Consider the following 21,401-nt stretch of genomic DNA (forward strand, 5'->3'; position numbering starts at 1 on the left):
GGCGTCGCCGGCGCGGGGATGCGGGGCGCCTCGCCGGGTGCGGGGATGCGAGGGTGCGGGGATGCGTCGCCGGGTGCGAGGGTGCGGGGATGCGTCGCCGGGTGCGGGTGCGTGAGGGCTGGGCGCGCCCGCGCGGCGGAGCCGCAGGTGTCACCGTCCCGCACCCGCCGTACGAACAGCGCGCCACCGGGCGCTCCCTCAGAACGCCGCCCGTACCTCCCCCACCATCCGCCCGCCCCCCTGCAACGGCAGTCGGCTGATCCGCGAGACCACCGGCCCTTCCACCCCCATCAGCGTCAGCGCCCGCCCGAGCACCGGCCCCAGGACCCGGCTCCCCCCGTCGTCGGCCTTGAACGCGAGGGCGCGGCCGTCGGGCAGCGCCACCGCCTGCACCGCCTCCGCGCCCATCTTGGACAGCGCCCCCGGCACCTCCCGCATCAGCCAGGTGTCGTGGCGGCGCGTACCGGCGACGTACTCGGGATGGGCGCGCATCGCGTCGGCGACCCGGCGCTCCGCGGACCCGTCCGGCGCGAGCACGAGGAAGCGGAAGGCGCGGGCCAGCCCGGTGAGGCTGATCGCCATCAACGGGGCACCGCAGCCGTCCACGCCCACCGCCGCCACCGGCTCCCCCGCCGTCTCCTCCACGACGGTGCGGATCAGCCGCTGCAGGGGATGAGCGGCGTCCAGGTACGACGTGAGGGGCCACCCGCGCAACGCCGACGCCGCGAGCATCGCCGCGTGCTTGCCGGAGCAGTTCATGACGACCCGGTCGCGGACCCCGCCGGCGGCCAGGTACTCCTCCGCCTCCACCCGGTCCAACGGCAGGTCCTCCGGGCACCCCAGCGCCCGCGGGTCCAGCCCCGACTCCGCGAGCATCTTCCGGACGAGGTCCCGGTGGAAGGGCTCCCCCGAGTGGCTCGCGGCGGCCAGCGCCAGCCGCTCGCCCGCGAGGTCGAGCCCCGCCCGCAGCACACCGGCGGCCTGCATCGGCTTGTTCGCGGACCTCGGGAAGACGGGCGCCGTCACGTCCCCCCAGGCCCGCTCCACGGCCCCGTCCGCACCCAGCAGCACGAGGCTTCCCCGATGCCGGCCCTCGACGAACCCCGAGCGCACGACCTCCGCGAGAACGGGCGGGACGGGCACCTCACCGGACCCGGCGGGTATCTGCGGCTCTGCGGGTTCCACGGGCATCGGCGATCACCTTCCGGTACGGCGGCGGGTCCCACTCCGGTACCCGACACCGGCCACCCGCCACACCATGCCCGCCACACCGGCCACCCGCCACCGCTGGGCCGTGGACGCCGTCCCGGACACGTTCAACACGTTCCAGGCGGACGCCGACCCCACCAGCGCGCGCGTCGCCGACGCCGTCCTGCCGTCGATGTACCGCCTCGACGGCGCCGGGCGGCCCCAGGTCGGCACCGACTACCTGGAGTCCGCGAAGATCGTCGAACGCGAAGCCCGGCAGGTCGTGCTCTGCAATCCATGCCCGCCACACCATGCCCGCCCCGCCGAGCCCGTCGCCCCGGCTCCGCGGTCACCGGAGTTGGGGCGGCGGGCCGCCGGAGTCACAGCCCTGGTCGTGGCCGTGGCGATCGCGCCCCCGGGCGGCTCAGAGGAGCAGGTCGTCGACCTGTGCCTCACCCTCGCGGTACCGCCGCGCGATCTCGGCGCTGCACTCGTCCGCCGTGTGCTGGAGCCGCTGGCGGCGGCCGGACACCTGCTGCTCGTAGCGGACGAGGCGGCCGAGCCCGGCGGTGAGTTCCTCGTCGGTGCGGGCCGCGAGGTCGGACAGTTCGACCTCGGCGAGCATCTCGGCCGCCAGCAGCCGGTACTCCTCGCCGTGCGGCGTCCCCACGGTGACGTGCCGGGCCGACGAACGGTGCCGGGCCGGGGCGTCGGTGAGGATCTCGGAGAGCCGGTCGACCAGCGCCGGGGTACGCCCGTCGGAACCGGACGGCTGCGCCGTACCCTCGCGGCGCGCCAGCTCGGCGCGCAGGATGTCGATCCGGCCCTGGAGCAGCCGCCGCACATAGCTGAGGTCGGCCTCGTCCTGCTGGGCGTCCCGGCGCAGCATGCGCAGCTCGGGCAGCCGCAGCCGGGCCAGGTCGTGCTCCGGTGGGTCCGGTGGCAGCAGTGGTTCGCTGTCCGTACGCTGGACCGGCGGCCGGCGGATCCCGGGTGCGGGCCCCGGCCCCGTCCGGACAAAGGTGGCAGTGCCCGGGGGCTGCCCGGTACTCGATGTGCTCATGCGCCTCAACCGTCCCCTCGACCGGCGTGTGTGAGCATGGTGCCACTGTCGGTGGCCGCTTTGTGACCGAGTCCCCCCGATCCACCCCCAGACGGTCGGTAATGGATGAATAAGAAAGACCGGGCAAAGCACTCTTCAAACGTCCCTGAGCACAAACCCCCCGTAAGGAGGACCCCCTCACGCACGGCTGATGGACGGCGTCGGCATGATGGTCGGCATGCGTGCGGTGGTGCAGAGGGTCGACGGCGCGAGCGTCGTCGTGGACGGTGAGACGGTCGGGGCGATCGAGGGCGAGGGCCTGTGCGTCCTGGTCGGGGTGACCCACGAGGACACGAAGGAGAAGGCCGCGCAGCTGGCGCGGAAGCTGTGGTCCCTGCGGATGCTGAGCGACGAGAAGTCGTGCAGCGACATCGACGCGCCGCTGCTCGTGATCAGCCAGTTCACGCTGTACGGAGACGCCCGCAAGGGCCGCCGGCCCACGTGGAACGCGGCGGCGCCGGGCGATGTCGCGGAGCCGCTCGTGGATGAGGTGGTGGCCCGGTTGCGGGCGCTCGGGGCGACGGTGGCGACGGGGCGGTTCGGCGCGAAGATGCGGGTGTCGCTGACGAACGACGGCCCCTTCACGGTCCTGCTGGAGATGTAGCACGCCTGCCGGAGACGCGGCACGGTCCTGATGGCTGTGCGGGCGCCCGAACCCCCGTCCGGGGCGCCCGCACCGGGCCGGACGGCCCCTACGGCTCGACGATCACCTCCTGGGCCGCCGCGGTCGTGTCGGCCAGGAGCGGCGCGTCCACGGGGACGTTCCGCTTCACCAGCGCCAGCGCGACCGGGCCCAGCTCGTGGTGGCGTACGGACGTGGTGATGAAGCCGAGCTTGCGGCCCTCGGGGCCGTCGTCGGCGAGCCGGATGTCCGTGCCGGGAGGCGGCAGATGGACCTCGCTGCCGTCGAGGTGGAGGAAGACCAGCCGCCGCGGCGGCTTGCCCAGGTTCTGCACGCGGGCGACCGTCTCCTGGCCGCGGTAGCAGCCCTTCTGGAGGTGCACCGCCGAGCCGATCCAGCCCAGCTCGTGCGGGATGGTGCGGTGGTCGGTCTCGAAGCCGAGGCGGGGCCGGTGCTGTTCGACCCGCAGTGCCTCGTACGCGAGCAGGCCCGCCGCCGGGCCGGCCTTCTCGGCGTACGTCTCCAGGTCGGCCCGGGGGAGGAAGAGATCGCGGCCGTACGGCGTCTCGCGGACGACGACGCCGTCGGGGACCTCGGTGATCGACCCGGCGGGGAGGTGGACGACCGCGAAGTCGTCCGTGCGGTCGGCGACCTCGACCCGGTAGAAGAACTTCATCGACTCCAGGTAGGCGAGCAGGGTCTCCTGGGTGCCGGGCTCGATGTGGGCCCACACCGTCTCGCCGTCGTCGACGAGGTACAGGGCGTGCTCGATGTGCCCGTTGGCGGAGAGGATGAGGGCCTCGGTGGCCTGGCCGGTCGGGAGTTCGCTGACGTGCTGGGTGAGCAGCAGATGCAGCCAGCCGAGACGGTCCTGGCCGGTGACGGTGATGACGCCGCGGTGGGAGAGGTCGACGAATCCGGTGCCGTCGGCGAGGGCGCGCTGTTCGCGGAACAGATCGCCGTAGTGGGCGGCGACACCTTCGTCCACGCCCTCCGCGGGGACGGCGCCGGGCAGGGACAGCAGAGGGCTTTTCATACGACCAAGCCTACGACCCGGTATTTGAATCTTTCAGGTCGTCCCGGGTGCTCCGGCCCGCCCCGTCGTCCCCGTCGTCCCCGCTCCGCGTGGTCGTGCCGGTGCGCGCCGCCTTCGCGGCCTTCGCCGAGCAGTCCTCGCAGCGGCCGAAGATCGCGAAGTGCTTCATGTCGGTGTCGAAGCCGAACGTCTCGCGCAGCTTGTCCGTGAACTCGGCCGCCACGGAGACATCGGCCTCGATGACCGTGGTGCAGTCCCGGCACACGAGGTGGATGTGGTGGTGCCGGTCCGCCAGGTGGTACGTCGGCGCCCCGTGCCCCAGATGGGCGTGGCTGACCAGTCCCAGCTCCTCCAGGAGCTCCAGGGTCCGGTAGACGGTGGAAATGTTGACCCCCGACGCCGTCTTCCTCACTTCCGCGAGGATGTCGTCGGGGGTCGCGTGCTCCAGGGTGTCCACGGCTTCGAGCACGAGCTGCCGCTGCGGAGTCAGACGGTAACCGCGCTGCCGCAGATCAGTCTTCCAGTCGGTGCTCACCACACTGGAAGTGTAATGACTACTTGAAGAAGGCGATGCCGTCGTCCGGCATGTCGTCGGGGAGGGCCTTGGCCCAGCGCTCGACGTCCTCCGGGGTGACGACCTTCTTCAGGTGGGCGGACATGTAGGGGCGCAGCTCGACCTCGGGGGTCTGCTTCTCGCCGACCCACATGAGGTCACTGTTGACGTAGCCGTACAGCCGCTTGCCGCCGGTGTAGGGGCCGGAGGCGGCGGTCCGGGCCACGGCGTCGGTGACCAGGTCGATCTGGGGCTTCTTGTCGGCGAGCTCGCCGTACCAGACCTCGACGACACCGTCGTTGCGGACCATGGTGACCTCGACCTTGCGGTCGGCGTCGATCCGCCAGAAACCGGACTCGGACTCCAGCGGCCGGACCTTGTTGCCCTCGTTGTCCAGCACCCATGTGTGGGAGTGGTAGGCGAGGAAGTCCCGGCCGTCGTGGCTGAAGGAGACCTCCTGGCCGAAGTTGCACTTCTCGGCGCCGGGGAAGTCGTGGACGCCCGCACCGGACCAGTTCCCGAGCAGGAAGGCGAGGGGGACGAGGTCCTTGTGCAGGTCGGACGGGATCTCGATCATGAGTGGCGGTTCCTGGGGTGGTCGGTCAGCGCTGGCCCTGGTACAGCTTCTTCACAGCCAGTCCGGTGAAGGCGAGAACGCCGACGCAGACCGCGACCAGCAGGAGTTCGAAGAAGAGTTCCACGGGGTGCTCCTCGAGATGAGCGAAGGTTCGGTACTACACAGGGCCGGCCCCCAGCTTACGCGGCCCGGTCCGGGGACGGTCCGTGAGGTCCGCGCGGCCGCACCGGCGCGGTCGCACCCGCGCGGTCGCCCCGTGCGGTCGGCGGAGCACCGGGAGAGCGGCGGACTACGCTGCGGGCATGGCGAAGAAGCTCGTGATCAAGGTGACGGCGGGGGCGGACGCCCCCGAGCGCTGCTCCCAGGCGTTCACGGTGGCCGCGGTGGCCGTGGCCAGCGGGGTGGAGGTCTCCCTGTGGCTGACCGGTGAGTCGGCGTGGTTCGCGCTGCCGGGGCGGGCCGCCGAGTTCGAGCTGCCGCACGCGGCGCCGCTGCCGGATCTGATCGACTCGATCCTGGCCGGCGGCCGTCTCACCCTGTGCACCCAGTGCGCCGCGCGGCGCGACATCACCGAGCAGGACGTCATCAAGGGCGTACGGATCGCGGGGGCGCAGGTCTTCGTGCAGGAGTCGCTCGCGGACGACACCCAGGCGCTCGTCTACTGACGCGTGCTCCGGGAGGAACGGTCCTGCGGCGCCGGGGCGGTGGGCCGGGCGGGCGGCTCAGGGCCTGCGGCCGTGCCGCTTCTTGCCGTCCAGCTCGTCCCACCACTCGTCGGACTGGGGGTCGCCGGACGGGTCGTCCCACCAGCGGTCGTCGGGTCCCCGCCGGTTCGCGACGACGGCGGCCAGCGGCGGGATGACCATGGCGACCAGACACATGCCGACCGCCACGGGGACGGACCAGAGACGTACGACGGCCCAGGCGAGGACGAAGAGCGTCAGGCACGTCCCCATCATGATGAAGTAGCGATGGCGCCGCCGCGCGTACATGTCTCCAGGGTAGGCCCGGCACGGCGGGCATGCCGAAGGGCCGCGCCCCAGGCGTCCAACCCAGGGGGGCGCGGCCCTTCAGCCGTTCACGGGGTGCCTCAGACGGCGATCGCGACCTCGGCGAGCGCGCCCTTCTCGGCGACGACGACCGTGCGGTCGGCGGTGCCGCCGGGGACCAGCGCGCGGACGGTCCAGGTGCCCTCGGCCGCGTAGAAGCGGAACTGGCCCGTCGCGGAGGTGGGGACCTCCGCCGTGAACTCGCCGGTCGAGTCCAGCAGACGGACGTAGCCCGTCACCGGCTCGCCGTCGCGGGTCACCTGACCCTGGATCGTGGTCTCACCGGGCTTGATCGTCGAGGCGTCCGGGCCGCCGGCCTTCGCTCCACACATGTCTTTCTCCATCAGGGGTCTGACCGGAAGGAAGGCCGGTCGGGACGAACGGGGGTGTGCGGGTACCGCTGGGTGCTTACTTGTTGGCGCCGAGCTCGATCGGGACGCCGACGAGGCTGCCGTACTCGGTCCAGGAGCCGTCGTAGTTCTTGACGTTCTCGACGCCGAGCAGCTCGTGCAGGACGAACCAGGTCAGCGCGGAGCGCTCACCGATGCGGCAGTAGGCGATGGTGTCCTTGGCGAGGTCCACCTGCTCCTCGGTGTAGAGCTCCTTGAGCTCCTCGTCCGACTTGAAGGTGCCGTCGTCGTTGGCGTTCTTCGACCACGGGATGTTGCGGGCGGACGGGACGTGGCCCGGACGCTGCGACTGCTCCTGCGGCAGGTGGGCCGGGGCGAGCAGCTTGCCGGAGAACTCGTCGGGCGAGCGCACGTCGACCAGGTTCTGCGAGCCGATCGCGGCGACGACGTCGTCACGGAAGGCCCGGATCGCGGTGTTCTGCGGCTTGGCCTTGTACTCGGTGGCGGGGCGCACCGGCACCTCGTCGACCAGCTCGCGGGCGTCCAGCTCCCACTTCTTGCGGCCGCCGTCGAGCAGCTTGACGTCCTCGTGGCCGTACAGCTTGAAGTACCAGTAGGCGTACGACGCGAACCAGTTGTTGTTGCCGCCGTAGAGGACCACCGTGGTGTCGTTGGCGATGCCCTTCTCCGACAGGAGCTTCTCGAAGCCCTCCTGGTCGACGAAGTCACGGCGGACCGGGTCCTGGAGGTCCTTCGTCCAGTCGATCCGGATCGCGTTCCTGATGTGGTTCTTCTCGTACGCGGTCGTGTCCTCGTCGACCTCGACGATGGCGATGTTCGGGTTGTCGAGGTTGGCCTCGACCCAGTCGGCGTCGACGAGGACGTCGCTGCGGCTCATGCTTCTTCTCCTCCGGGGCAGTTGCGGCGGGACGTGCGAAGCGCCTCCGGCGGTTCGGCCGGGCGCGCACGGATGTGTGCCCTGGCTGGGCAGGGCGGGGGAACGCGGCAGGCCTGGGCTGCCGCTCAGAAAGTGCGACAGAGCATGGCGGCGACGCGGCACAGGTCTACTGCCCGCCGCTTCGTGAGATCCGCCTGTCGCTTCATGGTGGTCGATCGTAGGGACGGACAGGCGGGCGTGTCACCGGCATGTCGTATTCTGAGACACGATCGTCCGGATTGTGAGATCAGATCGAGGGAACGCCGGCACGGAAGGGACGGAGGGGTCGGTGCGGCCGTCGTCACATCTACGGTACGGACGCCGCCGTCTCGCCCTTCGGACAGGCCGGACAGGCCGACGGGCCGACGGCCCTCCGGCCCCGGCTACCGGACTACCCGGCCAGCCGGACGTTCGAACCCCGCACCGAGATCTCCACGCCGTCCGGCGCGGCCTCCACCTTGTCGAGCTTGATGCCGCCGGGCAGACCGTCGATCTTCTGCTGGAAGTCGGTGATCGAACGGACCTGGCCCTCCGCCGCCTGGACCACGAGGTTCGGCAGGTTGTCGGCGTGGACCTTCACGATGTCGCCGTCGACGGTGACGGTGCTGAGCACCGGGTACGTGGTGGCGGAGCCCAGGGCCGAGACCTTGATGCTGACCTTGATCTTGCCGTTGCCGCCGTCGGAGAGACCGGTGACCTGCGCGGTCACTCCGGGAAGGATCCGCGTCGGCTCGGACTTCGCCGCCTTGAGGAGTTCGTCGTACGAGATGTTCGCGGTGCCGGTGGCGGAGGCGGCCGTGGCGGAGCTGTAGTCGCCGGAGAACGTCACGCCCCGCATGCGCGCCGTCAGGTCGGAGATGCGGATGCTGTCGTCGGAGTTGCCGGTGGCGGCCTCGTAGTCGGAGATGCCGACCTCGACGTCGTCCAGCTCGCCGCCCGCGACCTGGGTGAGGAAGGGGAAGCCGTTGATGGACACGTCCGGGGTGGCGGTCAGGCCCTCGCTGCTCCTGAGCTTCCGGGCTACCTCGTCCTCGGCGAACCCGACGGCCACGCGGTCCGCGACCACGAAGAGGCCGCCCAGAATCACGGCGACGATCACAAGTACCCGCAGTGCGCGCATGTCTTCGTGTTCCCCCCGTTGTCCGCTCGGCGGCCCGCCCGTCCTCAACGACCAGAGTGGCCGCTCCGGGCGAGGGTAATCGCGCGGAAGCGAAGCCGGGGCGAACTCCTGAACGTTGTTGATCACCTGTGACAGGACGCGGGCCGGTATGGACCGGGGTTCGCGTGCGGGTGAGCGGGGACTGATCGCGCCCACGCGGCGGAGCCGCATGTGTCACCGCCCCGCGCTTCTCAGCGGCGCGGGCAACTCCGCGAACGGCCGCGACGCACCCGCCGCAGCGCCCGCGCATGCCCCCGCAGAACGGAACGGACAGCGGGGCGCCGAGCGGCAAGGCGCCCCCGCGTCAGGCCAGCGCCCGGCCCAGCAGGTACACCGCCGGTGCCGCCGCGGCGAGGGGCAGCGCAACGCCCGCCGTGAAGTGCACGAAGCGGGACGGGTAGTCGTAGCTGGCGACCCGGTGTCCGACCAGGGCGCACACCCCGGCCCCCGCTCCCAACAGCGCGCCGGAGCTGCCGAGATCGGTCATCCCGCCGACGGCGACCCCCGCGCCGGCCGCCGCCAGCAGCGCCACCACCGCCGACGCCGCCGTCGGCAACGGCAGCGCCCGCGCGACCACGGCCACCGCGGCCGCGACCGCGCCGACGGTGACCGCGTCCGCGTCCGCCGCCAGATATCCGGTCGCGATGATCGCCAGGGCCGCCGACGCGACCGTCGCCATCAGCCCGTACATCCGCTCTTCCGGGTCCGCGTGGCTCCGCAGCCCGAGCACGATCCCGAGCAGCACCCACACCCCGAGCGTGCCGAGGATCGCCGCGGGCGCGTGCTCACGCCCGGCCGCGAACAGCGCCGCGTCCGCCGCGAGCGCGCCCGCGAACGCCAGGACGATGCCCTGCCGGGCCGGCCACATGCCGTTCAGCCGGAACCAGCCCGCCGCCGTCACGGCCTGGAGGATCACCAGCGGTACGGCGAGGGCGTACTCCCCGAGCGCCGCAGCACCCGCCAGCAGCAGCCCCAGTACGGCCGTGATCAGCGCCGGCTGCATGCCGGGCTCGATGATCGGCGACCGTCCCTCGGCCCGCGCCCGCTGCGCGTCGGTGATCCGCGCGTTCCCGGTGAGCGTCGGCGGCCCGTACGAGGGCCCGGCCTCGCCGGAGCCGGCCGGGTCGCCCCCCTGGGCATGGTCGTGCGCGGCCACCGGCGCCGGCCCCTGAGAAAACCCTGGTCCCTGGGGAGCCGCTTGTCCCTGGGGGTACGCCTGCCCTCCCGGCTGGTACTCCGGGGCGCACTGCGCGGGGCGGCCGGCCGTCTGCGCGGGCAGGTACGCCGTCTCCGTCAGGTTCGCCGCGAAGGGGGCGGCCTGCGGCTGCACCTGCGTCTCCCAGGTCTGGCCCTCCCACTGCTGCGTGTACTGCTGCGCGTGGGCGGCCCGCTCGTCCTCGTTCCCCTGCCACTGCGGCTGCGCCGCGTACGGCTGCTGCGAGTGCTGCGGCTGCTGGTGCGCCTGGTGCTGCTCGGCCCGGTACTGCCGCTGCTCAGGCTGCTGGTGGGCGTCGTAGCCGGGGTGCCCCTGGTGGCCCTCGTACCCGTACGGCTGGTTGCTCATGATGTGGGGGTCACCCTCCTGCGAACGGCGGGAGCACCTCGACCGTGCCGCCCTCGGCCAGACGTACCGTCTCATGCTCACGGGTGCCCACGGGGTTCCCGTCGACGAGGAACGAGCATCGCCGCAGCACGCGGACGAGTTCGCCGGGGTGTCGCTCACGGATCTCGCCGAGGGCCTCGGCGAGGGTGTCCGCGTCGTAGGGCTCCTCGGAGATGCCGGCGGCGGCTTTGGCCGCGGCCCAGTAGCGGACAGTGCCCTTTGGCATCTGCGTTCCTCTTGGTTAGTCGTGACGGGGTCAGGCTACGGGGGAGTCCGTGCCGTGGAGAAACCGCGGGCGGACCGGGCCGCCCAGCCCTCGCTCCACCAGCCACTCCCCCATCCGGTCCAGCAGTTCCCCGGTGGCCGCGTGCTCCGCGTGGCCCATCCCCTCCTCCAGCCACAGCTCCGCGTGCCCGCCCGCGGCCTGAGCGAGCATGCGGGGGTGGTCGACCGGGAAGTAGCCGTCCCGGTCGCCGTGGACGATCAGCAACGGCGTGGGGGCGATCAGGGGCACCGACTCCACCGGCGAGGACGGCACGGGGTCCCACTCCCGGTGGTGGATGCGGGTGCCGAAGCCGTAGCGGCCCACGAGACGGCCGGCGGGGCGGGTGACCAGCCAGTGGAGGCGGCGCATGGGGGCCGTGCCCCGGTAGTACCAGCGGGCGGGCGCGCTGACCGAGACGACCGCGTCGGTGCCGGCGTCCGGCAGGGCCGCGTGGCGCAGGACGACCGAACCGCCCATGGAGAAGCCGACCGTGGCGACGCGCTCGTGCCCGAGGTCACGGGCCCAGCGGACGGCGGCCGCCAGATCGAGGACCTCGCGGTCGCCCACCGTGGAACGGCCCCCGGAGCGTCCGTGGCCACGGAAGGAGAAGGTCACGACGGAGCCGTACCGGCCGAGAGCCGCGACCACCCTGCGAACATGCGGCCGGTCCACACCGCCCGTGAACCCGTGCGCGACGACGATCGCCGGACGACCGGCGGTCGTCGCGGAACGTCCGGAGACTGCCTCCGGACGACCGGCGGCAGTCGCAGGACGACCGGCGACGGTCTCCGCACGACCGGCAGCCGTCTCCGCACGACCGGTGGCAGTCTCCGAACGGCTTTCGAGTGGCTTTCCCCTGTCCTCGGAGAGAAGGTGAGAGGCGTTGTATACGACACCGCCCGGGTCGTATACGGCCTCGATATTCACCCCGTCTTCCGTGCTCAGAAACCTGCGCACGGGGATCGTCGGCGGTCGGGAAGCGGTTCGATCACCCGTCTCAGAGTCCGGGATATCGAAAGATCGCGTCACATCACCTGCCGGACCAGCGCTCATGTGGGCTATTCTGCTGGACAGAGGACTCGGGCAACGTAGCCCCCGGGTCCTTTTGTGCTTTCGGAAGCGTTGTATACGAAGCGGGAAACACCAGGTGACCGCAGGTGTACGGGCCCCGGGAACGCAGAGCAGATCGCTGTGAAGTTCCGCAGTGCAGTTCGCAGTGCCGTAAACGTCCTCGCAGGGACCGAGGAGGAACCAGACGTATGAGTTCTCTGCTGCTCCTGACCAATGCCCTCCAGCCGTCGACGGAGGTGCTCCCGGCTCTCGGCCTGCTGCTGCACAACGTGCGGGTGGCCCCGGCGGAAGGCCCCGCCCTCGTCGACACCCCCGGTGCCGACGTGATCCTCATCGACGGGCGCCGGGACCTCCCGCAGGTCCGCAGTCTGTGCCAGCTGCTGCGCTCCACCGGGCCGGGCTGCCCGCTCATCCTCGTCGTCACGGAGGGCGGCCTCGCCGCCGTCACCGCCGACTGGGGCATCGACGACGTGCTCCTCGACACCGCCGGCCCCGCCGAGGTGGAGGCACGGCTGCGGCTGGCCATGGGCAGGCAGCAGATCGTCAACGACGACTCCCCGATGGAGATCCGCAACGGCGACCTGTCGGTCGACGAGGCGACGTACTCCGCCAAGCTCAAGGGCCGCGTGCTCGACCTCACCTTCAAGGAGTTCGAGCTCCTCAAGTACCTCGCCCAGCACCCCGGCCGCGTCTTCACCCGCGCCCAGCTGCTGCAGGAGGTCTGGGGCTACGACTACTTCGGCGGCACCCGCACCGTGGACGTCCACGTACGGCGCCTGCGCGCCAAGCTCGGCCCCGAGCACGAGTCGCTGATCGGCACCGTCCGCAACGTCGGTTATCGATTCGTTACACCCGAGAAGGGCGAGCGCGCGAGCGACGAGGTGAAGGCCAAGGCCGGACGCTCAAAGGCGGAGGATGCGGACGAGACGACACCCCTGGAGGCCGCCGAGGTCGCGGCCGAGGCGTAGTGCGCCGCCCCACCCCGCACGCGGCGCACGGCGGACGCGCGGATCTCGTCCAGACGAGCCCCCGTACGCCCTGCCCAGGGGCGGTCCATCCGCGTAGACTCCGCGCGTGGCCAAGGTGACTCGGGATGACGTGGCGCGACTGGCGGGAACTTCCACCGCCGTCGTCAGCTACGTCATCAACAACGGACCCCGGCCGGTCGCCCCGGCCACGCGCGAGCGTGTCCTCGCCGCGATCAAGGAACTGGGGTACCGGCCCGACCGGGTCGCCCAGGCCATGGCTTCGCGGCGCACCGAGCTGATAGGCCTGATCGTCCCGGACGCCCGGCAGCCCTTCTTCGGCGAGATGGCGCACGCGGTCGAACAGGCGGCCGCCGAGCGCGGCAAGATGGTCCTCGTCGGGAACTCCGACTACATCGCCGAGCGCGAGGTCCACTATCTTCGGGCGTTCCTCGGGATGCGGGTCTCCGGGCTGATCCTGGTCAGCCACGCGCTCAATGACAACGCTGCCGCCGAGATAGAGGCGTGGGACGCGCGCGTGGTGCTGCTGCACGAGCGGCCCGAGGCGATCGACGACGTCGCCGTGGTGACCGACGACCTCGGCGGCGCCCAGCTCGCCGTGGAGCACCTCCTCTCCCACGGACACGAGTACGTCGCCTGTCTGGGCGGCATCGCAGAGACCCCGCTGGTCGGCGACCCCGTCTCCGACCACGTCGAGGGCTGGCGCCGCGCGATGGACGAGGCCGGCATCTCCACGGAGGGGCGCCTCTTCGAGGCCCCGTACAACCGCTACGACGCGTACAACGTGGCCCTCGACCTGCTCTCCGGGCCGGACCGACCCCCGGCGATCTTCTGCTCCACCGACGACCAGGCCATCGGTGTGCTGCGCGCCGCGCGCGAGCTGCGCATCGAGGTGCCCGGCGAGCTGGCGGTCGCCGGCTTCGACGACGTCAAGGAAGCGGCGCTGACCGACCCGCCGCTGACCACGGTCGCGACGGACCGCACGGGGATGGCCCGCGCCGCGGTCGACCTCGTCCTCGACGACGGCCTCCGCGTGGCGGGCTCCCAGCGGGAACGGGTGAAACTGTTCCCGTCGAAGCTGGTCACCCGGCGGTCCTGCGGCTGCGCGTAGCGCGAGCGAGGGTTTCCTCTGCGGCACCCTCGCCCACTGCGTTATCCGGCCTCAGCATGGCCGTCGGCCTTCCTTTCCCATGTGACCGACCGCGAGTGCCTTTATATGGGGCATACGAGGTTCTGCCGGGCTTCTCAGGGAGCACTCAGGAAGCTCTCATGGTCGCGCGTCAGGCTCGGAGTCATGACCGAGAGCTTCCGCCGCAGCGGCGAATACGAGAACCCCTACCAGGGCGACCAGCAGCACGGCACCTCTCCGGTGAACCCGGAGTGGCCGCCCCCGCCGGCCTACGAGCCGGCCCCGCAGACCCCGCCGGTCTCCGCGTCCATGCCCGACCACGGCTCCGCGCCCGCATCGGCCGAGCACGGCTCCACGGGGCACGGGTCCGGGGGGCACGACGGGTCCGCGGCATACGGCTCCGCGGGGTACGGGTCCGCGGGGTACGGCTCCGCGCCGACCGCTCTCCTCTCCGAGCCGGTGTCCTCCGGTGCCGCTCCCGCGTCCGCGTCGAGGAGGCGCGCCAAGGGACCGTTCGCGCTGGTGGCGGCCGTGGCGATCGTCGCGGCGGCGATCGGCGGCGGTACGGCGTACGGGATCCAGGAGCTGACGGGCAACGACACCGTCGCCTCCAGCGCGACCAGCACGAGTGTCGTGCCGACCAGCGAGAAGGGCACCGTCGCCGGTGTCGCCTCGGCGGTCAGCCCCAGCATCGTGGAGATCAAGGCCAGCTCGAACGCTGGCGAGTCCACCGGCTCCGGTGTGATCATCACCAGCGGCGGCGAGATCATCACCAACAACCACGTGGTCTCCGGCGCCTCCCAGATCAAGGTGACGACCCACAGCGGCAAGACGTACACCGCCGAGGTCGTCGGCACCGACAGCAAGAAGGACCTCGCCCTGATCAAGCTGCGGGACGCCTCCGGGCTGAAGGCGGCGACCCTCGGCAACAGCAACGGGGTCAAGGTCGGCGACCAGGTCGTGGCGATCGGCTCCCCCGAAGGGCTCACCGGCACGGTGACCAGCGGCATCGTCTCCGCTCTCGACCGTGACGTGACGGTCTCGACGAACGAGGGCCAGCAGCAGCAACAGCAGCAGGGCGGCGGTGGCGGCGGGTGGCCGTTCGAGTTCGGCGGCCAGGAGTTCAACGGCGACACCGGTTCCTCGACGACCACGTACAAGGCGATCCAGACCGACGCGTCCCTCAACCCGGGCAACTCCGGCGGCGCCCTCATCGACATGAACGGCAACATCATCGGCATCAACTCCGCGATGTACTCCGCGTCCTCCTCGGGCGACGCCGGCAGCGCGGGCCTCGGCTTCGCCATCCCGATCAACACGGTCAAGTCCGACCTGAGCACGCTGCGGGCGGGCGGCTCGGACTGAGGTCCACGGCCGCCGTCCGCGGCCCCCGCGACCACCCCCGCCGTCCCCTCCCCTCCCGCTCCCCCGGCCACCGACTGACACTCCTTCGACCTGGAGGTCGACATGATCAAGCAGGTTGCGCACGACGTCCCGGCCGCGGACGGCCCCGCCGGACCGGGCTCCGCCGGGCCGGCCCTCATCGGACCGGGCCTCATCGGACCGGGGCTCGCCGGACCGGGGTTCGCCGGACCCTCCGGGCTGGGACTCGCGCTCGCGGTGGCGGCCGAGCTGCACGCGCCGGTGACGCGGGCCCCCGAGGTCGCGCCCGCCGCCGGCCGGACCATGGTTCCCCGACGGAAGTCGAAGGCAGCGGCGGCCCGCACCGCCCGCACCCGCCGTACGACTGTCGGATGATCGGCTTAGGTCCGACTTATCCACAGCCCTGCCCGACCCGAGGCCCTGGAACGTGCGAGGCTGAGTCCGGATCGACCACTCCTCGCTCCCGCACCCCCGCACGTCCCCCGTCCCACCGCACCCGAGGACCGACACGACCATGAGCCCCGCCGAAGGCGACCGTGAACCCCAGCGCATCCTCATCGTCGACGACGAGCCGGCGGTGCGCGAAGCACTCCAGCGCAGCCTCGCCTTCGAGGGGTACGACACGAAGGTCGCGGTCGACGGCGCGGACGCGCTGGAGAAGGCGACCGCGTACCGGCCTGACCTGGTGATCCTCGACATCCAGATGCCCCGCATGGACGGCCTGACCGCCGCCCGCCGGATCCGCGGCGCGGGCGACACCACCCCCATCCTGATGCTGACGGCCCGCGACACGGTCGGCGACCGTGTCACCGGCCTCGACGCGGGCGCCGACGACTACCTGGTCAAGCCCTTCGAGCTGGACGAACTCTTCGCCCGCGTCCGCGCGCTGCTGCGCCGCAGCTCGTACGCGGCGGCGGTCGCCGAGTCGGCCCAGGAGGACGAGGCGCTCACCTTCGCCGACCTGCGGATGGACCTGACGACCCGTGAGGTGCGGCGGGGTGACCGGCCCGTGGAGCTGACCCGCACGGAGTTCACGCTGCTGGAGATGTTCATGGCGCACCCGCGCCAGGTCCTCACCCGCGAGCAGATCCTGAAGGCCGTCTGGGGCTTCGACTTCGAACCCAGCTCCAACTCCCTCGACGTGTACGTCATGTACCTGCGCCGCAAGACGGAGGCGGCCGGCGAGCCGCGCCTCGTCCACACGGTGCGGGGCGTGGGGTACGTCCTGCGACAAGGCGGCGCGGAGTGAAGAAGGTCCTGCGCCGCTACCGCACCCTCCCGATCCGCACCCGCCTGTCCCTGCTGGTCGCGGCGGCGGTGGCGTTCGCGGTGGCGGCGGTGTCGGTGACGTGCTGGTTCATCGTGCGGGGGAAGCTGTACGACCTGGTCGACGACGAACTCGACAAGGCCATGAGCATGGGGGCGATCCAGGACCAGGCCAGGTACGCGGTCAACAACTGCACACAGACCGTCGGCGAGCAGAACCCCCGCTTCGGCCCCCGCAACACCTACGTCCAGGTGGTGCTGGACGACGGGACATCCTGTGTCCTGGACTTCTCCTCCGGCCTGGTCAAGGTGACCCACACCGACATGGAGGTCGTGAACGGCACCGAGCGCACCGAGGCCGTCTACCACAACGGCACCGACACCAAGGGGAACGACGTACGCGTCAAGACCCAGCCGGTGAGCATCGCCGATCCGGACACCGGCCAGCTGTCCAACGCGGCGCTGATCGCCGCGCTCCCCCTGCACGGCACCCAGGCCACCCTCAACGACCTGGCCCTGATCCTCCTCCTCGTCTCCGGTATCGGAGTCGTCGGCGCCGGAGCGGCCGGGCTGGCCGTGGCCCGTGCGGGGCTGCGCCCCGTCGACAAGCTCACGGACGCCGTCGAGCACGTGGCGCGCACGGAGGACCTGGGCATCCGTATCCCGGTGGAGGAGGAGAGCGAGGACGAGGTCGCCAGGCTGTCCCGTTCCTTCAACTCGATGACGAGCGCGCTCGCCAGCTCCCGTGACCTGCAGCAGCAGCTGATCGCCGACGCGGGCCACGAACTCCGCACCCCGCTGACGTCCCTGCGGACGAACATAGAGCTGCTCAGCCGCAGCGAGGAGACGGGACGCCCCATCCCGCCCGACGACCGCAAGGCCCTGCTCGCCTCGGTGAAGGCGCAGATGACGGAACTGGCCTCACTCATCGGCGACCTGCAGGAGCTGTCCCGCTCCGACTCCGGCCAGAACGGCGGCCGACTGCAGATCGTCGACTTCCAGGAGACGGTCGAGGCCGCGCTGCGCCGGGCCCGGCTGCGGGGCCCCGAGCTGACGATCACGTCGGACCTCCGGCCCTGGTACGTACGTTCCGAGCCGTCGGCGCTGGAGCGGGCGATCGTCAACATCCTGGACAACGCGGTGAAGTTCAGCCCCGAGGGCGGCACGATCGAGGTGGCGCTGGAGTCGGGCGTCCTCACGGTCCGGGACCACGGCCCCGGCATCCCCGCCGACGAACTCCCCCACGTCTTCGACCGCTTCTGGCGCTCCCCCAGCGCGAGAGCCCTCCCGGGGTCCGGCCTGGGCCTGTCCATCGTGGCCCGCACGGTCCAACAGGCGGGCGGCCAGGTCACCCTGACCCGAGCGGAGGGCGGCGGCACACTGGCAACGGTTCGGCTGCCGGGCGCGGCCACCCCTCCGCCGGACGCGCCGGAGCCCTCGTAGAAAGGGCTCCGGTCATTGCCAGAAAACCTCATCCACGACGATCTGCGGATCCTCCGTACGAGGCGCGAAATCGTAGATCAGCCGGCCGTGTCCGTGGTCGAAGAAGAAGATGCGACGCCCCTTCGGATCGGTGGTTCGCGCTCACCCGGGCCGTGGAGCGGTTGGAGGGCGTCGTACGGATCGTCGTCAGCCGGGGCGGCTCCTCGATGAGACCCTCGCCTCCCACCCGCACATGAACTGACCCGATCGGACCGGGCACAGGATGTCGGGTGCGGTGCGGTGTCCCCTTCCTAGCGTGGACGGCGTACGGGAAGGAGACCGAGGTGCTGGAGCGGCTGAACGAGGCCCTGGATCGCATCGAGGCGCGGATCGCCGAGCCCGGCGAGCCGGTCGAGGTGACCGAGCTGGCCCGGATCGCGGCCACGTCGGAGTACCACTTCCGGCGGCTGTTCTCCGCGCTCGCGGGGATCTCGCTCTCGGAGTACGTGCGGCGCCGGCGGCTCACCGTCGCGGGCGCCGAGGTGCTCGCCGGGGAGCGGACGCTGCTGGAGATCGCGGTGCGCCATGGCTACGGCTCGGGCGAGGCGTTCGCACGGGCGTTCAAGGCGATGCACGGGGTGGGGCCGGGCGAGGCCCGGCGGGACCGCGCGGCGCTGCGGTCGCAGCCTCGGATGTCCTTCCGTCTCGTCGTGGAAGGGAGGAGCAGTATGCGATACAGGGTCGCGGAGAAGGAGGAGTTCCGTGTGGTGGGGAGGAAGGTCAGGGTGCCGCTGGTCCATGAGGGGATGAACCCCGGGATCGTCGCGTTCGTCCGGGGGCTCGGGCGGGAGACGATCGAGCGGATCGCCGCGCTGTCGGACGGGGAACCGGCCGGCATCGTCGGAGTGAGCGACAACCTCGACCCGAGCCGGGCGGAGGGCACCGAACTCGACTACTACCACGCCGTGGTGATGTCGGGTGCCGAACCGGACGTCCCGGACGACCTGGACTCGCTCGCCGTCCCGGCGGGCACCTGGGCCGTCTTCGAGAGTTCCGGCCCGTTCCCCCAGGCGCTCCAGCACCTCTGGCGGGACGTGTTCACCCAGTGGTTCCCGTCCAACCCGTACCAGAGCAGGCCGGGCCCGGAGCTCCTGCGCACCCGTCTCTCCGAGGACGGCACCGAGGCGGACGCGGAGCTGTGGATCCCCGTGGAGCGGACCACCGCCGGCGGCTGAGCGGGCACGGCGCGCCGGAAACGCGGATCCCCGCGCCCCGGAGACACCGGGACGCGGGGATCCGACGATACGGCCGACGGTAGGCCGACGAGCCGGACGGCCAGAGCTACAAGCCAGAGCTACAAGCCAGGGCTTGGGTCAGAGCCGGAGTCAGCTGACGATGGTGATGCGGTTGGCCGCCGGCGGGGCGATCGGGTTGCCGGCCGAGGAGTTGGCGAGCAGGTACTCCTCCAGCGCGGCGAGGTCGTCGCCGCCGACCAGGTCGTTGGTGCCCTGGCCGAGGGTGGTGATGCCGTCGCCGCCGCCCGCGAGGAAGCTGTTCGTCGCGACGCGGTACGTGGCGGACGGGTCGAGGGGCGCGCCGTTGAGCTTGATGGAGTCGACGACGATCCGGTCGGCGCCGGTCTTCGTCAGGTCCAGCGTGTACGTGAACCCGGTCGACGGCAGCAGGATCTTCGGCGAGGCCGCGTTGGAGCCGCTGACCTGCTCCTTGAGGATCTGCACCAGCTGGGCGCCCGTGAAGCTCTGCAGGTTCACCGTGTTGGAGAACGGCTGGACGGTGAAGCCCTCCGCGTAGGTGACGACGCCGTCGCCCTCGCTGCCCTTGGCCGCGTAGGTGAGGGGCGCGCGGACACCGCCGGGGTTCATCAGCGCGAGGTCGGTCTCCGGGTCCAGCTTCTTGCCGGCGGCGAGCTGCGCGTCGGCGATGAGGTCACCCATGGGGGACTCGGTGCCGGTGTTCGGGATGTCGGCGGAGATGTAGCCGATGGGCCGGTTGCCGATGGGCGCGGCCAGCGTGTTCCACCGGTTGATCAGGTCCGTCATGTCGGCGGCCTTGGCCACGTCACGGGTCACCACGTGGTTCGCGGACTTGACGGCCGTACGGGCGATGTCGCCGGTCCGGCGGTCGTACGTCAGCGTCGTGTCGGTGTAGAGGCGGCCGAAGGACGCGGCCGAGGTGACCATGCGCGGCTTGCCCGACGGGTCCTTGATCGTGCAGGCGTACGCGGCGTGCGTGTGGCCGGTGACGAGGGCGTCGACCTTCGAGGTGACGTTCTTGGCGATGTCGACGATCGGGCCGGAGATGCCGTCACCGGCGCCGGGCGAGTCGCAGTCGTAGTTGTACGACGTGGAGGCGGGGGCACCGCCCTCGTGGATGAGCGCGACGACGGACTTCACGCCCTGGCGCTCCAGCTCCTTGGCGTACTTGTTGATCGTCTTGACCTCGTCCTTGAAGGTGAGGCCCTTGACGCCCTCGGCGGAGACGACGCCCGGCGTGTCCTCCAGGGTCACCCCGATGAAGCCGATCTTGACGCCGTTCTTCTTCCACACCCAGTAGGGCTTCAGGAGGGGCTTCTTGGTCTTGTTCTCGATGACGTTCGCCGCGAGGTACGGGAAGTCCGCGCCCTTGAACTTCTTGCCCTTGACGTAGCAGCCGTCGGTGGGGTGGCAGCCGCCCTTCTGCAGGCGGGCCAGTTCCTTGGCGCCCTCGTCGAACTCGTGGTTGCCGACGCTCGTGACGTCCAGGTCGAGGTTGTTCAGCGCCTCGATGGTGGGCTCGTCGTGGAACAGGCCCGACAGCAGCGGCGAGGCGCCGACCATGTCACCGGCGGCCGCCGTGATCGAGTACGGGTTGTCCCCGCGGGCGTCGCGCAGATGCGTGGCCAGGTACTCCACACCACCGGCGTTGATCGTCGTGGTCGTACCGTCCTCGTGCAGCTCGGTCACCCGGCCCGAGGAACCGGCCGGCGGCTCCAGGTTGCCGTGCAGGTCGTTGAACGACAGCAGCTGCACGTCCTGGTACCGGCTCGGTTTGGTCTTGCCCGGCTTGGCCTCACCGGCGCTCGCCGGGACGGCGGCGGCCAGCGCACCGACGGTCGCGAGGCCGGCCGCGACCGCGACGATCCGGTTGCGGCGGCTGCCACGGCGTTGCGCGTGGGGTGTGGCTGACATGTGCCCCCCTGGTTCGTAAGAGACGTGAGGAAAACGTGAGAACAGGCCCCGTCGGCCCGAAGCGTAGATTCAACGCGCGTAGCGCGACAGGGGGTTCATGGTTACGACCTGGTTGCCATCGAGGAGGATGATTGACAAAACGGGGCGTACGGCCCACCCGAAAGGGGCACGGAAGTCCCCCGTGCGCCACTCCGCCGCGAGGGCGGACGCCCCCGGCACAACTCGACCGCGGTGGCGGGATCTAGACGTCACCTACGGCGCCACCGCAGGACGGATCGCGTCAGGTACGGCGCCGCCATCGGGCGGGATCTCCGCACGTACGGCGCCGCCACGGGGCGGGATCCCCTCACGTACGGCGCCCCCCAAGGGGCGGGATCTCCTCACGCACCACTCCCCCACAGGGACGGAGCCCCCTCACGCACGGCTCCACGCGCGTGCGCAAGCGCGTCGCCGTCGCGGACTTCTTCGCCGTGGACTTCGTACCGCTCCACGCGCGTGCGCAAGCGCGTCACCCG

General features: G+C 71.3%; 22 protein-coding genes and 1 pseudogene. 10 read left to right on the forward strand and 13 right to left on the reverse strand.

Features of this window, described 5'->3' with window-relative positions:
- Positions 1-198: 198 nt before the first annotated feature.
- Complete coding sequence (locus GSY65_RS17200) at positions 199-1,191, reverse strand: asparaginase (protein ID WP_159769453.1); 993 nt, start codon at positions 1,189-1,191, stop codon at positions 199-201.
- Between the two features lie 91 nt (positions 1,192-1,282).
- Between GSY65_RS17200 and GSY65_RS33800 the strand changes: the two are divergent.
- Positions 1,283-1,477, forward strand: a pseudogene (locus GSY65_RS33800) (hypothetical protein); the annotation flags it as partial.
- Between the two features lie 135 nt (positions 1,478-1,612).
- Here the strand turns inward: GSY65_RS33800 and GSY65_RS17205 are convergent.
- On the reverse strand, positions 1,613-2,251 hold the full coding sequence (locus tag GSY65_RS17205; RefSeq protein WP_159769456.1) for an RsiG family protein: 639 nt from the start codon (positions 2,249-2,251) through the stop codon (positions 1,613-1,615).
- Between the two features lie 217 nt (positions 2,252-2,468).
- On the opposite strand from GSY65_RS17205, the gene dtd reads away from it, so the two are divergent.
- Positions 2,469-2,894: a D-aminoacyl-tRNA deacylase gene (gene dtd / locus GSY65_RS17210; RefSeq protein ID WP_159776084.1), complete on the forward strand. Its 426-nt coding sequence runs from the start codon at positions 2,469-2,471 to the stop codon at positions 2,892-2,894.
- Positions 2,895-2,982: 88 nt separating this feature from the next.
- Here the strand turns inward: dtd and ygfZ are convergent, their stop codons facing one another.
- From ygfZ to GSY65_RS17225, 3 genes are read right to left on the reverse strand one after another with little or no spacing between them, the layout of a single operon-like run.
- Complete coding sequence (gene ygfZ / locus GSY65_RS17215) at positions 2,983-3,948, reverse strand: CAF17-like 4Fe-4S cluster assembly/insertion protein YgfZ (RefSeq protein WP_159769459.1); 966 nt, start codon at positions 3,946-3,948, stop codon at positions 2,983-2,985.
- 10 nt (positions 3,949-3,958) lie between these two features.
- The gene (locus GSY65_RS17220; protein WP_236579848.1) at positions 3,959-4,486 is read right to left on the reverse strand and encodes a Fur family transcriptional regulator; all 528 of its coding nucleotides are present in this window, start codon (positions 4,484-4,486) and stop codon (positions 3,959-3,961) included.
- Positions 4,487-4,502: 16 nt separating this feature from the next.
- A complete protein-coding gene (locus tag GSY65_RS17225) occupies positions 4,503-5,078 on the reverse strand; it encodes an FABP family protein (RefSeq protein ID WP_159769462.1) in 576 nt (191 codons plus the stop codon).
- Between the two features lie 302 nt (positions 5,079-5,380).
- Here GSY65_RS17225 and GSY65_RS17235 point away from each other — a divergent pair, with 302 nt between their 5' ends.
- A complete protein-coding gene (locus GSY65_RS17235) occupies positions 5,381-5,743 on the forward strand; it encodes a DsrE family protein (RefSeq protein ID WP_159769465.1) in 363 nt (120 codons plus the stop codon).
- Between the two features lie 57 nt (positions 5,744-5,800).
- Here GSY65_RS17235 and GSY65_RS17240 read toward each other — a convergent pair whose 3' ends face one another.
- From GSY65_RS17240 to GSY65_RS17270, 7 genes are all read right to left on the reverse strand, one after another.
- Positions 5,801-6,070, reverse strand: coding sequence for a DUF3099 domain-containing protein (locus GSY65_RS17240; RefSeq protein ID WP_159769468.1), 270 nt, complete (start codon positions 6,068-6,070; stop codon positions 5,801-5,803).
- Between the two features lie 98 nt (positions 6,071-6,168).
- Complete coding sequence (locus GSY65_RS17245) at positions 6,169-6,459, reverse strand: DUF1416 domain-containing protein (protein WP_043502058.1); 291 nt, start codon at positions 6,457-6,459, stop codon at positions 6,169-6,171.
- Between the two features lie 76 nt (positions 6,460-6,535).
- Positions 6,536-7,375, reverse strand: a complete 840-nt coding sequence (locus GSY65_RS17250) for a sulfurtransferase (RefSeq protein WP_159769471.1) — start codon at positions 7,373-7,375, stop codon at positions 6,536-6,538.
- A 430-nt stretch (positions 7,376-7,805) separates the two neighbouring features.
- Positions 7,806-8,534: an LmeA family phospholipid-binding protein gene (locus GSY65_RS17255; RefSeq protein ID WP_159769474.1), complete on the reverse strand. Its 729-nt coding sequence runs from the start codon at positions 8,532-8,534 to the stop codon at positions 7,806-7,808.
- A gap of 343 nt (positions 8,535-8,877) precedes the next feature.
- Entirely contained in the window at positions 8,878-10,137 is a 1,260-nt protein-coding gene (locus GSY65_RS17260) for a hypothetical protein (RefSeq protein WP_159769477.1), read from the reverse strand.
- A 10-nt stretch (positions 10,138-10,147) separates the two neighbouring features.
- A complete protein-coding gene (locus tag GSY65_RS17265) occupies positions 10,148-10,402 on the reverse strand; it encodes a MoaD/ThiS family protein (RefSeq protein WP_055513200.1) in 255 nt (84 codons plus the stop codon).
- 30 nt (positions 10,403-10,432) lie between these two features.
- On the reverse strand, positions 10,433-11,404 hold the full coding sequence (locus tag GSY65_RS17270; RefSeq protein WP_443043296.1) for an alpha/beta hydrolase: 972 nt from the start codon (positions 11,402-11,404) through the stop codon (positions 10,433-10,435).
- 296 nt (positions 11,405-11,700) lie between these two features.
- On the opposite strand from GSY65_RS17270, the gene GSY65_RS17275 reads away from it, so the two are divergent.
- The 7 genes from GSY65_RS17275 to GSY65_RS17305 all read left to right on the forward strand — a co-directional run bounded on the left by GSY65_RS17275 (position 11,701) and on the right by GSY65_RS17305 (position 18,933).
- A complete protein-coding gene (locus GSY65_RS17275) occupies positions 11,701-12,480 on the forward strand; it encodes a response regulator transcription factor (RefSeq protein ID WP_159769480.1) in 780 nt (259 codons plus the stop codon).
- A gap of 106 nt (positions 12,481-12,586) precedes the next feature.
- Positions 12,587-13,609, forward strand: coding sequence for a LacI family DNA-binding transcriptional regulator (locus GSY65_RS17280; RefSeq protein ID WP_159769483.1), 1,023 nt, complete (start codon positions 12,587-12,589; stop codon positions 13,607-13,609).
- A gap of 183 nt (positions 13,610-13,792) precedes the next feature.
- Positions 13,793-14,992, forward strand: coding sequence for a S1C family serine protease (locus GSY65_RS17285; protein ID WP_159769485.1), 1,200 nt, complete (start codon positions 13,793-13,795; stop codon positions 14,990-14,992).
- Positions 14,993-15,094: 102 nt separating this feature from the next.
- Positions 15,095-15,385 (forward strand): hypothetical protein, encoded by a 291-nt coding sequence (locus tag GSY65_RS17290; protein WP_443043231.1) that lies wholly within the window; start codon positions 15,095-15,097, stop codon positions 15,383-15,385.
- Positions 15,386-15,524: 139 nt separating this feature from the next.
- Positions 15,525-16,259, forward strand: a complete 735-nt coding sequence (locus GSY65_RS17295) for a response regulator transcription factor (RefSeq protein ID WP_159769487.1) — start codon at positions 15,525-15,527, stop codon at positions 16,257-16,259.
- Positions 16,256-17,719: a sensor histidine kinase gene (locus GSY65_RS17300; RefSeq protein WP_159769489.1), complete on the forward strand. Its 1,464-nt coding sequence runs from the start codon at positions 16,256-16,258 to the stop codon at positions 17,717-17,719. Before GSY65_RS17295 ends, GSY65_RS17300 begins: the two co-directional genes overlap by 4 nt.
- Positions 17,720-18,042: 323 nt before the next feature.
- Positions 18,043-18,933 carry an AraC family transcriptional regulator gene (locus GSY65_RS17305; RefSeq protein WP_159769491.1) on the forward strand — a complete coding sequence of 297 codons (891 nt, stop codon included), beginning with the start codon at positions 18,043-18,045 and terminating at the stop codon, positions 18,931-18,933.
- Between the two features lie 150 nt (positions 18,934-19,083).
- Here GSY65_RS17305 and GSY65_RS17310 read toward each other — a convergent pair whose 3' ends face one another.
- On the reverse strand, positions 19,084-20,886 hold the full coding sequence (locus tag GSY65_RS17310; RefSeq protein ID WP_159769493.1) for a bifunctional metallophosphatase/5'-nucleotidase: 1,803 nt from the start codon (positions 20,884-20,886) through the stop codon (positions 19,084-19,086).
- Positions 20,887-21,401: the final 515 nt, after the last annotated feature.

It is taken from the genome of Streptomyces sp. HM190 (assembly GCF_009857135.1).
GTDB classification, from domain to species: domain Bacteria; phylum Actinomycetota; class Actinomycetes; order Streptomycetales; family Streptomycetaceae; genus Streptomyces; species Streptomyces heilongjiangensis.